The organism is Pseudomonas duriflava (assembly GCF_007830155.1).
Classification (GTDB): Bacteria; Pseudomonadota; Gammaproteobacteria; order Pseudomonadales; family Pseudomonadaceae; genus Chryseomonas; species Chryseomonas duriflava.
The window spans coordinates 137,369-150,209 of the sequence record NZ_VLKY01000004.1 but is presented as its reverse complement, the minus strand read 5'-3'; the positions used below and the strand labels follow the sequence as shown (position 1 = coordinate 150,209).

Sequence of the window (12,841 nt, the reverse complement as noted above, 5' to 3'; positions counted from 1 at the left end):
GCCGCCTGAGGAGTTCTAATAATGACTTTTGTTGTCACAGACAACTGCATCAAATGCAAATACACCGATTGCGTGGAAGTATGTCCAGTAGATTGCTTCTACGAGGGTCCTAATTTTCTGGTGATTCATCCGGACGAGTGCATTGACTGTGCACTGTGCGAACCGGAGTGCCCGGCACAGGCCATCTTCTCTGAAGATGAGGTGCCGGAAAACCAGCAGGAATTCATAGAGTTGAACCGTGATCTCTGTGAAGTCTGGCCGAATATCACTGAGAAAAAGGAAGCCCTTCCGGACGCCGAAGAATGGGATGGCAAGCCCAACAAGCTGCAATACCTGGAGCGCTAATCGTCTGCTCTTCAGGCAAGCGCTGAGGTTGTCAGACTTTATCGCACGCATGAAAAAAGGGCGGGATATCCCGCCCTTTGTCCCCGTCCCTTTACTCCACCACCATCCTGGTGAATCGCATCCCGCGACGTCCTGACCAACATCCTGTTGGCTGCGCCATCCTGTGCACGCTGCTAATCCTATCGGGATTGAATCCAAGAGCAATACGCCACTTTATTTACGGCCTGGCTTTTAATCTGCTCATTAGCGAACAGCATCTTTTTCAATCAAAGACTTAAAAACAACGGTACTGTTTGTTGTACACCGTATAGGAAAAGCAGCGCACACGTGATGTAGGTTACAGCTTACACACCAGCCATAAAAAAGCCCGGCATGTAAGCCAGGCTTTTTCGAAACATGGTCGTTACTGGAAAAGCGAGTCGCCTGAAAGCCCATTGCGCTCGAAAATTTCCCGTAAGCGCTTGAGCGCCTCAACCTGAATCTGTCGAACCCGCTCACGGGTCAGGTTGATCTCTTGGCCAACCTCCTCAAGGGTACAGCTTTCATGGCCTCGCAGCCCAAAGCGGCGTATAACCACTTCCCTCTGCTTGTCAGTCAACTCGGACAACCATAAGTCGATGCTCTGGCTCAGGTCATCATCTTGCAAGAGCTCGCAAGGATCTGTCGGACGCTCATCCGTCAGGGTGTCCAATAGCGTCTTGTCTGAGTCCGGGCCTAATGAGACATCAACAGAACTAATCCGTTCGTTAAGCCCCATCATGCGCTTCACTTCATCTACAGGCTTTTCCAGCAGATGAGCAATCTCTTCGGGTGAAGGCTCATGATCCAGCTTCTGCGTTAGCTCCCGTGCGGCGCGCAGATAAAGATTAAGCTCTTTGACAACATGAATCGGTAGCCGGATCGTTCGGGTCTGATTCATGATAGCGCGCTCGATGGTTTGCCGGATCCACCAGGTCGCGTAGGTTGAGAAGCGGAAACCCCGCTCCGGATCGAATTTTTCCACAGCACGTATCAGACCGAGATTACCTTCTTCGATCAAGTCAAGCAGGGACAGCCCCCGATTAACATAGCGCCGTGCAATCTTCACTACTAAGCGAAGGTTGCTTTCGATCATACGGCAACGACCAGCTGGATCGCCCTTTTGCGCCAAGCGCGCAAAATGCACTTCCTCCTCAGGAGAAAGCAGTGGGGAGAAGCCGATCTCGTTCAGGTACAACTGGGTAGCGTCGAGTGCCCGGTTGTAGTCAATGTGCTTGTGTTGCCTGGAAGTGCGTGTCTGAAGTGCTTTAGGAGTATCGCCCAGTAATGGCGATGCATGGAGTGACCCTTCTTCGAATGCAATGGAAGTCTCCAGGAGGAGCACTTCATCATTCATGTCAAACTCGGGTTCTTTGTTATTAAGCGCCATGATCAATGTCCCTTGCTTGAGTTCGACAACAAGCCCGGGCGTGATCAATCCCCCTGATTACGCCTGAACCCGTCCCCCTAGCACTGGAGCGAGACAGGCAACTTGTCAGCGGTTAGGCAAATATTGGAGCGGATCGACAGGCTTCCCTTGACGGCGAATCTCAAAATGGAGCTTCACCCGGTCGGTCCCTGTGGAACCCATCTCGGCGATTGTTTGCCCGACCTTGACCTGTTGCCCCTCCCGAACCAGCAGCCTGCGATTATGACCGTACGCACTGACGTAGGTTTCGTTGTGCTTGATGATGATGAGTTCGCCATAGCCTCTTAGGCCACTGCCCGCATATACAACAGTGCCATTCGAGGCTGCCAGAACAGGCTGTCCCAAATCGCCTGCTATATCAATTCCTTTATTCAAACTACCGTTCGAAGCATACCGGGCAATCAGGGTACCTTTGGTAGGCCAGGCCCAGCCGGCTGTCGTCTGAGGCATCGTAACAGTAGGTGTCGTAGCAGGCGGCGCAGTGGGTACAGGCGGGGCCGGCGGTAACGTCTGCGTCACGGCTGGCGGCGCTACAGGAGTAGATGGCGAGGTTGTCGAAGGCGTTGAGATACCACCCGGAGCGGTTACTACCGGTACGCGCGCAGGAGCTTGCGATCTTGCTGTCGTAGCCGTCGATGTACGTCCGCCAAATTTGATTCTTTGGCCAACATGAATGACATAAGGAGCATGAATTCCGTTATGGGCAGCCAGGTCCCGCCAGTTCCAACCGTTGCGATTGGCAATTGTGAACAAGGTATCGCCTCGACGAACGGTATAATATCCACTTGTAACACGATGTGTATAAGAACCTGTACTACCGCTACGGTCGTAAACCTTTACGCCGTTCGAAGAAGGACTCGAACATCCTGTCAGGAGAAGACCTGTCAAGCAGACTACTGCCACACCGATTCTGCTACCGGTGCGAATTCCACACAGCCGGCCTTTGAGAAGCCTCACTCCATCCCCCTTAACACGCCTGAATGCACATGCGGGCTGTAATAACCGCTGTATTGACCGTCAACAACGCCAATGTTCCTTGCCAGGAGCTTCAGGCCAACGGACCGTTAAGCAATGGGACAAACCGCACAGAATCAAGTACCTGTCGCGAAAATCCGTTTTCCGTTCGTTCGATTAGCAGTAGTTGTTGCTCCTCCCCTTCCCCAACGGGAATAACCAAACGCCCAGCAGGTGCCAGCTGATCAAGCAGGGCCTGGGGGACCTCACGGGCGGCGGCAGTCACGATGATGCCATTGTAAGGTGCCAGAGCAGGCCAGCCTTCCCAGCCATCTCCCCACCGAAAAACCACATTGCGGACGTTCAGCTCGACCAGACGCTCCTTGGCGCGGTCCTGCAGGGATTGGATCCGCTCAACAGAAAAGACGCGCTCTACCAGCTGAGCCAGAACAGCCGTCTGATAGCCCGAGCCAGTTCCAATTTCCATTACCTTGTCCAGCGGACCACCGGCCAGGAGCAGCTCGGTCATACGAGCCACCATGTAAGGCTGCGAAATGGTCTGATTGTGCCCAATGGGCAGAGCAGTGTCCTCATAAGCGCGATGGGCAAGCGCTTCGTCGACGAACAGATGACGGGGCGTACGGCGAATTACTTCCAATACCTGGGCATTGGATAAACCCTCTTCATAGAGCCGCTGAATGAGCCGCTCACGCGTCCGCTGCGAGGTCATGCCGATACCATGACGTTGCATATGCTCTTGCCCCTGATTCATCGAAACATCTCCTCTAAAGCAGCCAGCCCGGCGAATCCTTCATGGAAGGTCCGATCCAGCTGTAGCGGCGTAATCGACACGTAGCCTTGCATCACCGCATGAAAGTCCGTACCCGGACCACCGTCTTCGGCATCACCTGCCACAGCGATCCAATAACCTTCCTTGCCTCTGGGATTGACGTCCTTGATAGGCGGCTTGGCTCGAGCCCGATGGCCGAGCCGGGTCAGTTGAATACCTTTGATACGATCCAGCGGCAGGTTGGGTATGTTGACGTTTAGCACCGTGCGTGGTGGAAGATCGAGCTGAACCTGCGCTTCGACCAGCTGACGAGCAATCCGTGCGGCTGTCGGCAGGTTATCGGGGAGACGCGAAACCAGGGAGAAGGCAAACGCTGGTCGGTCGAGAAAACGTCCCTCCAAGGCTGCCGCCACCGTACCGGAATACAGCACGTCATCTCCCATGTTGGCGCCCAGGTTAATTCCGGACACCACCATATTAGGAATAGGATCAAGCAAACCATTGAGCCCCAGATGGACGCAATCGGTAGGTGTACCGTTCACCCCAATGAAACCATTGGGCAGCCGCTGAGGATGCAAGGGGCGGTCAAGCGTCAGCGCACTGCTTATGCCGCTCATGTCTTGAAGCGGCGCCACTACTGTACAGTCGGCATAATCCGCCAGTGCAGCATGTAAAGCAGCAATACCCGGAGCCAGGACGCCGTCGTCGTTGGCGATCAGAAGTCGCATGGAGTATCCGTCTGCCCTACCGAGCCTAGCGTGACAAGTTCGCGCACCACGACGGTGGCAAAACAGCCGGCTGGCAGGACGAAATCAAGTTGCAGAATGTCAGGCTCGGGATAATGCCATGTCAGGCCGGCAATGGGGAGGCGAAGAATGCGCCGTTCATGCCGAAGTCCTGCGCTACCCAGCCAGGCGGCCAATTGAATAGCATCAGCGGCTACGCCTTGTTCAAGAGATTGGACTGCTCCACTGGCCGGCGAGTCACCTTCACCCCATAGCGGCCCGGTAGGGTGAAGATCGAGAACACTCAGGCGTGGGTCAGCGCACTCCGCCTCGCCTGCGGGAAAGAAGGTGCGGCTATCCGTAAAGGACAGTAGATCACCTGGAACCGCCTTATTCCAAGTACCCTTGCCAACACGCTTGCTTAGCACTTGATTGAAGAGGTGACTACGTGCCGCCGACAGGATTCTTGACCGACGGTTACGCTGCTCGGGCAAGGTCTCTTGTTCGGCAAAATGATAAGCCTCCGAAAGATTTCCGCCGTCATAACCAAACCGTTGAAGACCAAAATAATTCGGTACGCCTCCTGCCTTGATCGCCTGCAGACGCGCCTCCAGCAAGCTGCGGTCAGCTTGTAACTGGGCAAGCCTCAGAGTAAAGCCATTCGCGGCGTGGGCTCCACGCTGCAACTTGCGACGATGCCTCTGTCGGTCGAGGATGCGGAGACTCTCGCTTTCAGCAGCCGTCAGGTCGGGATCGGCTTGGCCAGGCAGATGCAAACTGAACCACTGCCGCGTTAATGCATGGCGATCCTTGAGGCCGGCATAGCTAATGACTCGCAGTGGCACGCCTGCGGCTCGCGCCAGACGTCTTGCAGCCTCCTCAGTGTTTAACCCTCGCTTTTCAACCCACAGCCAGAGGTGCTCCCCGTCACCCGATAAAGGAATATCGAGTACTTCGTTGACCTGGAAATCCTCAGCTGTGGCCTTGAGTACAGCCGCTCCGCAAGGTTCACCGTAAGCAGTCGGCCCTAACAATTCGAATTCATTCATATGGGCAGCAACAAGGTAACAGCATGGACGGCAATCCCTTCCTTGCGCCCAACAAAGCCTAGCGTCTCAGTAGTCGTAGCCTTGACGTTGACCTGATCAATGCTGACCTGCAGATCTTCTGCAATCAACTGACGCATACGCTCGATATGAGGTGCCATCTTAGGCGCCTGAGCAATAATAGTGGCATCCACATTACCTACCTGCCAGCCTTTCGATTGCAGCAAGCCCACTACATGGCGCAACAGTACGCGACTGTCGGCTCCTTTGAATTGTGGGTCCGTATCAGGGAAGTGCTTTCCGATATCGCCCAGCGCCGCAGCGCCTAGAAGCGCATCGGCCAACGCGTGCAACACGACATCGCCATCGGAATGGGCAACTAGTCCAGCAGTATGCGGGATCCGCACGCCACCCAGGGTAATGAAATCCCCTTCGCCGAAACGGTGTACATCATAGCCATGGCCAATTCGCATAAATAAAAACGCCCTGAAGGATCAGGGCGTCAATTCTACCGGGCTGGGACGCAAACGTCGCCGTTCGCATCCGCCTATCCGCTTCAATCGACGAACGCCGTCGCATGGTGGCGAAGATGATCTTCTATAAAGCTAGCCACAAAAAAGTAGCTGTGGTCATAACCCGGCTGCATACGCAGAGTCAGAGGATGCCCAACTCGTTCAGCTACGCGTGCGAGTGCGTCCGGCTTGAGCTGCTCGCTTAAAAAGCTGTCCTGCTCGCCCTGATCGACCAACAAGGGCAGACGCTCCGTGGCCTTTTCCAGCAACGCGCAGGCATCCCACTCGGCCCAAGCCGAACGGTCGTCGCCCAAATAGAGAGAAAAAGCCTTATGCCCCCAAGGACAATCCATTGGATTGACAATAGGCGCAAACGCAGACACCGAGCGGTAACGTCCTGGGTTACGCAAAGCACAGATAAGCGCACCGTGCCCTCCCATCGAATGCCCGCTCACACCGCGCTTATCTGACACAGGAAAATTGGCTTCGATCAAGGCAGGCAGTTCGTTAACAACATAGTCGTACATCCGATAATGCCTGGACCACGGCTCGCGAGTAGCATTGACATAAAAACCAGCACCAAGCCCGAAATCCCATGCACCCTCAGGATCATCAGGTACATCGGGCCCACGCGGGCTAGTATCAGGCGCAACAAGAACCAAGCCCAACTCGGCTGCTACGCGATGCGCACCGGCTTTCTGCATAAAGTTCTCATCGGTACAAGTCAAACCGGACAACCAGTATAGCGTTGGCAGCGGAGCCTTCTGCTCGGCCTGCGGAGGCAAGTAGACGGCAAAGGTCATCTCGCATCCCAGCACATTCGAGCGGTGTTTGTAGCGTTTGTGCCACCCACCAAAAGATTTCTGGCAGGACACAAGTTCCAGGGAATGGCTCATGGACTCTCCTTGAAACGCGGAAAGAGGCCCGGCTTTAAATACCGGGCCCTCATGCGATCAATAGTGAATGACGGAGCGAATGCTCTTGCCTTCATGCATCAGATCGAACGCTTCATTGATCTGATCCAGCCCCATGGTATGGGTGATAAATGTGTCCAGAGGAATTTCGCCTTTTTGTGCCTTATCAACATAGCCTGGCAACTCGGAACGCCCTTTCACGCCGCCAAAGGCGCTGCCGCGCCAGACGCGGCCGGTAACCAGCTGGAAAGGACGCGTGCTAATTTCCTGGCCGGATGCCGCCACACCAATAATGACCGACTCTCCCCAACCTTTGTGACAGCACTCAAGCGCCGCGCGCATTAACTTCACGTTGCCAACGCACTCGAATGAGTAATCCACGCCGCCATCGGTCAATTCAACAATAACGTCCTGAATCGGCTTGTCATAGTCGTTCGGATTAACAAAGTCCGTCGCGCCCAGCTGCTTGGCAATCTCGAATTTGGACGGATTGATATCAATGGCAATGATGCGGCCAGCTTTCGCCATGGTTGCACCAATGATGGCAGACAAGCCGATACCGCCTAATCCGAAAATGGCAACAGTAGCGCCCTCTTCCACCTTAGCGGTGTTGAGTACTGCACCGATACCTGTAGTAACGCCACAGCCAAGCAGACACACTTTTTCAAGAGGTGCTTCTTTAGGAATCTTGGCTAATGAGATTTCCGGCAGAACCGTGTATTCCGAGAACGTCGAAGTGCCCATATAGTGATAAATAGGCTCACCGTTATAGGAGAAGCGTGACGTGCCGTCAGGCATCAGTCCTTTACCCTGGGTTGAACGGATGGCTTGGCATAGATTGGTCTTGCCAGAGAGGCAGAACTTGCACTTTCCACATTCAGGGGTATACAACGGAATCACGTGATCACCAACGGCTACTGACGTAACGCCTGGTCCCACTGCCTCTACGATCCCACCGCCTTCATGCCCAAGAATCGTTGGGAAAATCCCCTCTGGGTCAGCACCCGATAGCGTATAGGCATCGGTGTGACAGACACCGGTAGCAACGATACGAACCAGAACCTCACCCTCTTTGGGCGGAGCAACATCAACTTCAACAATCTGGAGTGGTTGGTTTGCGGCAAATGCCACAGCAGCACGGGACTTGATCATGGAACGTCATCCATTAATAAAACGGTGTAAACAGTGTAGAAGCTTTATTTCCAGAGATAATCAGGCAAACTGAAAAACATTATTGCCAATCAGGGATAATCATGAACCGATGGGAAGGACTTGATGAGTTTGTAGCCGTTGCCGAATCGGGACACTTCAGCTTGGCCGCTGAACGGTTGGGCGTCTCCTCCTCGCACGTCAGCCGTCAGATTGCCCGACTCGAAGAGCGCCTCCAGACCCGCTTGTTTTATCGCACAACACGTAGCGTTGTACTAACCGAGGCCGGACATACGTTTTTTCAACACTGTCGTAATCTGCAGGATGCGCGTGATGAGGCGTTGCGAGCCGTTAGTGATCTATCGAGCGAGCCCAAAGGACTACTGCGCATGACATGTGCCATCACATACGGGGAGCGCTTTATCGTTCCGCTGGTAAATGACTTCATGACGCGTCACACACAGTTACGTGTTGAAATTGAGTTATCCAACCATCCGCTGGATATCGTGCATGAGGGTTTCGACCTGGCGATTCGCCTAGGCCGACTGAGCGATTCCCGTCTTGTTGCGACACGCCTGGCACCACGAATCATGTACCTCTGCGCAGCGCCTTCTTATCTGGAGCGCTTCGGCGCACCCCACGCACTCTCTGAACTAGCACGACATAACTGCCTAATCGGCAGCAGCGATATCTGGTTATTTCAGGAAAACTATCGCGAGGTGCCCGTAAAAGTGAGTGGAAACTGGCGATGCAACAGTGGACAGGCTGTTCTGGATGCCGCCTTACGCGGCTTTGGCCTGTGCCAGCTGCCTGATTACTATGTTGCGCCCTATCTCGCCCGCGGTGAATTGATCTCCCTGCTTGAGAATAGACAACCCCCTAACACAGCGGTATGGGCGCTTTATCCGCAACAGCGGTATCTCTCACCGAAAGTTCGCCAGCTTGTTGATTATCTCAAAGCGCACTTGGCCGCCGAAACGGCTTCCTGAAAGCTGGCCTAGCCAGCATCAGGCCAGCACGCCATACGTCCAGCGTGCGGAACCCGGCCGCTCTAAGCTCGTCGTAACAATTATGGAACATGGATTCATGTCCCCAAAACGGCGAACCTAGAAGGCAGGGTTCATGCCATTGCTTTGATTGGCTTCCAGCTCAGTTTCATCCCTCCGTGATGTCGCGAATGGAGATCAAAGTCGGTATTCCTTCCTTCTCTTTCGCCTGATTTACCCAGAGCCTTTTCTATTGCGCTTTGCATACTTGAAGCAGTGCTCTACCCACCTTAGCGAGGAAGCCGCAATGTACGGACCCATTACCCGAGAAACATTGGCCGAGTTGCTGAAAGAGCAAAATCCGCCTTGTCTTTCGATTTATATGCCTACGCACCGCAGCTTTCCGGAACGTACTCAAGATCCGATCCGCTTCAAAAACCTGGTACGTGAACTGAGAGCTTCTTTGGAAAAGCAATTTCCAGATGCTCCAAGCGACACCTTGCTGAAGCCTTTCGAAGAGCTGGTAGACGATCGTGACTTCTGGAACCATACCCGCGACGGCGTAGCTGTTCTAGGCGGACAAGATTACTTTAAAGTCTATCCGCTACAGCGAAAGGTGCCCGAGTTGGCGATTGTTAACTCGCATCCCTACTTGAAACCCCTGCTACGTATTGCGCAGTCTGCTGATCGCTATCAGATCCTATGCCTGTCACGTAATCAGGTTCGTCTGTTTGAAGGTAACCGGGATGTATTGGATGAAGTCGAACTGGCTCCTGAGGTACCGCGTACTCAAGATGAGGCACTAGGCTCTGAACTGACTCCAAAGGATCAAATCGGCAATACAAATGGCTATGGTGGCGCAAGTGAGCGCGGCGACCCCATGATTCATGGTTCTGGAGGCAGTGGTAAACAGGAGCAGATTGACATCGATTGCGAACGTTTTTTCCGAGCCGTAGACCGTGCCATCAGCGAGCATCATTCCAAGCCTTCAGGACTGCCACTGATCCTGGCCGCACTTCCTGAAAATCAGACAGTCTTCAGGCATGTAAGCCATAACCAGCAGCTCTTGCCGCAAGGTATTTCCATTGGTCAAGGTGCATTGGATACCGAAATGTTGCGTCAGGAAAGCTGGAAGCTAATGGAGCCGACCTATATAGAACGCCTTAACAGCATTCTGGACCAGTATGGCGAGTCCAGAGGCCAGGGCTTGGCTTCAGATCAACTGGAGGAAATCGGCAAGGCTACGGCAGAAAGTCGTGTGGCCATGCTACTGGTTGAAGCCGATCGCCAGATCCCGGGTCTGCTAGATCGTGAAAGTGGAGAGCTGCACCCCTCCAAACCAGCCGGCGCAGAAACGGCCGATGTGCTGGATGAGTTGATTACCTACGTTATGGAGCATGGTGGCGATGTGGTAGTAGTCCCACGTGATCGCATGCCCTGCAAGACCGGGGCAGCAGCCGTGTATCGCTTCTAAAATACAGGCACAAGCGCTGGCCCTTACCGGCGCTTGTGCCATAGCTGAGTCAGCCAGACCAAGTCTTCGGGACGGGTGATTTTGATATTATCGCTACGGCCCTCTACAACACGCGGGCGATACCCAGCCCACTCCATTGCAGAAGCTTCGTCAGTAATCATGGCTCCAGCCGCCAAGGCCTCGCCTAATGCCAGGCGTAGGGCCCCCAACTTGAACATCTGTGGCGTGTAGGCTTGCCAGACGACACTCCGATCGATCGTAACCTCAATCCGACCATAAGGATCTACCCGCTTAAGAGTGTCCTTGACCGGAACAGCGAGCAAACCACCTACATCATCGCTCGCCAGCTCGCCTAATAGCCGATCAATATCTTCTCGTGAGAGATTAGGGCGAGCCGCATCATGCACTAGAACCCAGTCATCGGCCTGCGCACCAGCCTCAGCCAAGGCTATAAGGCCGTTAAGCACAGAATCCGCCCGCTCCTTTCCACCGGAGGCACGTATAACCTGACTATGGTCAGCGAAAGGAAGATCCGGCCACCACGTGTCATTCTCCGCAAGGCTGACAGTTAGCTTTAAGAGGCCAGGATGCCGTAGCAAGGTGTCCAACGTATGCTCGATGACAGTACGACCCGCCAATTCGAGGTACTGCTTGGGCCGGTCGGCACGCATACGTGAGCCAATTCCAGCTGCCGGGATCACTGCCCAGAAGGCTGGTAAAGATGTCATATTCATTTGGACTGCAGGAAAAGCGTTTCGCCTTCTTTGACCATACCCAACTCATGACGGGCACGCTCCTCGACTGTCTCCATTCCTTTTTTCAACTCGACCACTTCGGCCTCAAGGATACGGTTACGTTCGAGCAATTGCTTGTTCTCCTTGTTCTGCGTATCGATTTGCTCGCGCAGTTCCTTGACTTGAGCAAGGCTGCCATCACCCACCCATAAGCGGTATTGCAGACCGACCAAGGCAAGAATGAGAACAGGAAACAACCAGTAGGGGCTACGCATGGTTCTCTATGATCAATAGCGGCTAAAAGGTAATGACTTATACGAGCAGACCTAAAATGAAAGCAGGAAGGAAATACCGCTTGAAAACAACAAGCCATATTTCGATCCTGCTTTCACGATGCGCTCAATCGCAACGCCTAGGACTCGGCTCAAGCCGTCCTTTTAACACTACCGGCTCAGCTACGAAACTCAGCACGGCCACGGTAAGGCGCTTTTCCGCCCAACTGCTCTTCAATACGCAGCAACTGGTTGTACTTGGATACACGATCGGAACGGCACAGCGAACCCGTCTTGATCTGCCCAGCAGCAGTACCCACGGCTAAATCGGCAATCGTGGAGTCTTCGGTTTCGCCGGAACGGTGAGAGATTACCGCTGTATAACCTGCTGCCTTGGCCATTTGAATGGCTTCTAGCGTTTCGGTTAAGGAGCCGATCTGGTTGAACTTGATCAGGATAGAATTACCAATACCCTTTTCAATGCCTTCCTTGAGGATCTTGGTATTAGTCACGAACAAATCGTCGCCTACTAGCTGGACCTTACTTCCGATTTTGTCGGTCAAGGTTTTCCAGCCCGCCCAATCGGATTCATCCATACCGTCTTCAATGGAAATAATCGGGAAGCGCTCGCTCAGACCAGCCAGGTAATCAGCGAAGCCGGCTGCGTCAAAGCTCTTACCCTCTCCAGACAGGTTGTATTGACCCTTCTCGTAAAACTCACTGGAGGCGCAGTCCAACGCTAGCGTGATATCGGTGCCCAACTTATAGCCGGCCTTCTCAACAGCTTCGGCAATGGCGCCCAATGCATCTTCATTAGAGGACAGATTAGGAGCAAAGCCGCCTTCGTCACCTACCGCAGTATTCAAGCCACGAGCCTTGAGTACAGCCTTGAGGTGGTGAAAGATTTCAGCACCCATGCGCAAGGCATCGGAAAAGGTCTTGGCGCCTACCGGCTGAACCATGAACTCTTGAATATCGACGTTATTGTCAGCATGCTCGCCGCCATTAATGATGTTCATCATTGGAACCGGCATCGAGTATTGACCGGGCGTACCGTTCAGCTCGGCAATATGTGCATAGAGCGGAAGATCTTTGTCTTCCGCAGCTGCCTTGGCAGCTGCAAGCGAAACTGCCAGGATTGCGTTAGCTCCTAGCTTCGCCTTGTTCTCGGTGCCGTCCAAATCGATCATGGTTCTATCGAGTGCCCGCTGATCAACAGGATCCTTACCCATCAGAGCGTCGCGAATCGGCCCGTTGATATTGGCCACTGCTTTTAGTACACCCTTACCCAGGTAGCGACTCTTGTCGCCGTCACGCAGCTCCAGTGCCTCGCGCGAACCCGTGGATGCACCGGAAGGCGCACAAGCCCGGCCGACGATGCCATTGTCGAGAATGACCTCAGCTTCTACGGTAGGGTTACCACGCGAGTCGAGAATTTCCCGACCCTTGATGTCGACGATTTTTGCCATTGTTATTCGCTCTCCATGGTTCTG

At 53.9% G+C, this 12,841-nt stretch carries 14 protein-coding genes; 3 read left to right on the top strand and 11 right to left on the bottom strand.

Annotated features, from left to right (window positions below; all coding sequences use genetic code 11):
* Positions 1-21 precede the first annotated feature (21 nt).
* On the top strand, positions 22-345 hold the full coding sequence (gene fdxA, locus IQ22_RS07065; RefSeq protein WP_145140158.1) for a ferredoxin FdxA: 324 nt from the start codon (positions 22-24) through the stop codon (positions 343-345).
* Positions 346-748: 403 nt separating this feature from the next.
* Here the strand turns inward: fdxA and rpoS are convergent, their stop codons facing one another.
* From rpoS to IQ22_RS07025, 8 genes are all read right to left on the bottom strand, one after another.
* Entirely contained in the window at positions 749-1,753 is a 1,005-nt protein-coding gene (gene rpoS, locus IQ22_RS07060) for an RNA polymerase sigma factor RpoS (RefSeq protein ID WP_145140155.1), read from the bottom strand.
* 105 nt (positions 1,754-1,858) lie between these two features.
* Positions 1,859-2,749 carry a peptidoglycan DD-metalloendopeptidase family protein gene (locus tag IQ22_RS07055; protein WP_425298847.1) on the bottom strand — a complete coding sequence of 297 codons (891 nt, stop codon included), beginning with the start codon at positions 2,747-2,749 and terminating at the stop codon, positions 1,859-1,861.
* Between the two features lie 91 nt (positions 2,750-2,840).
* Positions 2,841-3,476, bottom strand: a complete 636-nt coding sequence (locus IQ22_RS07050) for a protein-L-isoaspartate(D-aspartate) O-methyltransferase (RefSeq protein ID WP_167654161.1) — start codon at positions 3,474-3,476, stop codon at positions 2,841-2,843.
* Between the two features lie 38 nt (positions 3,477-3,514).
* Positions 3,515-4,264: a 5'/3'-nucleotidase SurE gene (surE, locus tag IQ22_RS07045; RefSeq protein ID WP_145140149.1), complete on the bottom strand. Its 750-nt coding sequence runs from the start codon at positions 4,262-4,264 to the stop codon at positions 3,515-3,517.
* Complete coding sequence (gene truD, locus IQ22_RS07040) at positions 4,252-5,310, bottom strand: tRNA pseudouridine(13) synthase TruD (protein WP_145140146.1); 1,059 nt, start codon at positions 5,308-5,310, stop codon at positions 4,252-4,254. Before truD ends, surE begins: the two co-directional genes overlap by 13 nt.
* Positions 5,307-5,780, bottom strand: coding sequence for a 2-C-methyl-D-erythritol 2,4-cyclodiphosphate synthase (ispF, locus tag IQ22_RS07035; protein WP_145140143.1), 474 nt, complete (start codon positions 5,778-5,780; stop codon positions 5,307-5,309). Before ispF ends, truD begins: the two co-directional genes overlap by 4 nt.
* An 83-nt stretch (positions 5,781-5,863) precedes the next feature.
* The gene (gene fghA, locus IQ22_RS07030; protein WP_145140140.1) at positions 5,864-6,715 is read right to left on the bottom strand and encodes an S-formylglutathione hydrolase; all 852 of its coding nucleotides are present in this window, start codon (positions 6,713-6,715) and stop codon (positions 5,864-5,866) included.
* A gap of 57 nt (positions 6,716-6,772) precedes the next feature.
* On the bottom strand, positions 6,773-7,885 hold the full coding sequence (locus IQ22_RS07025; protein ID WP_145140138.1) for an S-(hydroxymethyl)glutathione dehydrogenase/class III alcohol dehydrogenase: 1,113 nt from the start codon (positions 7,883-7,885) through the stop codon (positions 6,773-6,775).
* A 101-nt stretch (positions 7,886-7,986) separates the two neighbouring features.
* Here IQ22_RS07025 and IQ22_RS07020 point away from each other — a divergent pair, with 101 nt between their 5' ends.
* Together IQ22_RS07020 and IQ22_RS07015 are read left to right on the top strand one after the other, a co-directional pair.
* On the top strand, positions 7,987-8,871 hold the full coding sequence (locus IQ22_RS07020) for a LysR substrate-binding domain-containing protein (protein ID WP_145140135.1): 885 nt from the start codon (positions 7,987-7,989) through the stop codon (positions 8,869-8,871).
* A 304-nt stretch (positions 8,872-9,175) separates the two neighbouring features.
* Positions 9,176-10,342: a baeRF3 domain-containing protein gene (locus tag IQ22_RS07015; RefSeq protein WP_145140132.1), complete on the top strand. Its 1,167-nt coding sequence runs from the start codon at positions 9,176-9,178 to the stop codon at positions 10,340-10,342.
* Positions 10,343-10,365: 23 nt separating this feature from the next.
* Here IQ22_RS07015 and ispD read toward each other — a convergent pair whose 3' ends face one another.
* The 3 genes from ispD to eno form a co-directional block, all read right to left on the bottom strand.
* The gene (ispD, locus tag IQ22_RS07010) at positions 10,366-11,076 is read right to left on the bottom strand and encodes a 2-C-methyl-D-erythritol 4-phosphate cytidylyltransferase (protein WP_145140127.1); all 711 of its coding nucleotides are present in this window, start codon (positions 11,074-11,076) and stop codon (positions 10,366-10,368) included.
* Positions 11,073-11,351 (bottom strand): septum formation initiator family protein, encoded by a 279-nt coding sequence (locus IQ22_RS07005; RefSeq protein ID WP_145140125.1) that lies wholly within the window; start codon positions 11,349-11,351, stop codon positions 11,073-11,075. The genes ispD and IQ22_RS07005 overlap by 4 nt, the downstream gene beginning before the upstream one ends.
* Positions 11,352-11,527: 176 nt before the next feature.
* Entirely contained in the window at positions 11,528-12,817 is a 1,290-nt protein-coding gene (eno, locus tag IQ22_RS07000) for a phosphopyruvate hydratase (protein ID WP_145140122.1), read from the bottom strand.
* Positions 12,818-12,841: the final 24 nt, after the last annotated feature.

Excerpts from the sequence above, each read along its gene's own strand:
- fdxA (WP_145140158.1), top strand. The coding sequence starts at position 22 with ATGACTTTTGTTGTCACAGACAACTGCATCAAATGCAAATACACCGAT.
- rpoS (WP_145140155.1), bottom strand. The coding sequence starts at position 1,753 with ATGGCGCTTAATAACAAAGAACCCGAGTTTGACATGAATGATGAAGTG.
- IQ22_RS07050 (WP_167654161.1), bottom strand. The coding sequence starts at position 3,476 with ATGACCTCGCAGCGGACGCGTGAGCGGCTCATTCAGCGGCTCTATGAA.
- surE (WP_145140149.1), bottom strand. The coding sequence starts at position 4,264 with ATGCGACTTCTGATCGCCAACGACGACGGCGTCCTGGCTCCGGGTATT.
- truD (WP_145140146.1), bottom strand. The coding sequence starts at position 5,310 with ATGAATGAATTCGAATTGTTAGGGCCGACTGCTTACGGTGAACCTTGC.
- ispF (WP_145140143.1), bottom strand. The coding sequence starts at position 5,780 with ATGCGAATTGGCCATGGCTATGATGTACACCGTTTCGGCGAAGGGGAT.
- fghA (WP_145140140.1), bottom strand. The coding sequence starts at position 6,715 with ATGAGCCATTCCCTGGAACTTGTGTCCTGCCAGAAATCTTTTGGTGGG.
- IQ22_RS07025 (WP_145140138.1), bottom strand. The coding sequence starts at position 7,885 with ATGATCAAGTCCCGTGCTGCTGTGGCATTTGCCGCAAACCAACCACTC.
- IQ22_RS07020 (WP_145140135.1), top strand. The coding sequence starts at position 7,987 with ATGAACCGATGGGAAGGACTTGATGAGTTTGTAGCCGTTGCCGAATCG.
- IQ22_RS07015 (WP_145140132.1), top strand. The coding sequence starts at position 9,176 with ATGTACGGACCCATTACCCGAGAAACATTGGCCGAGTTGCTGAAAGAG.
- ispD (WP_145140127.1), bottom strand. The coding sequence starts at position 11,076 with ATGAATATGACATCTTTACCAGCCTTCTGGGCAGTGATCCCGGCAGCT.
- IQ22_RS07005 (WP_145140125.1), bottom strand. The coding sequence starts at position 11,351 with ATGCGTAGCCCCTACTGGTTGTTTCCTGTTCTCATTCTTGCCTTGGTC.
- eno (WP_145140122.1), bottom strand. The coding sequence starts at position 12,817 with ATGGCAAAAATCGTCGACATCAAGGGTCGGGAAATTCTCGACTCGCGT.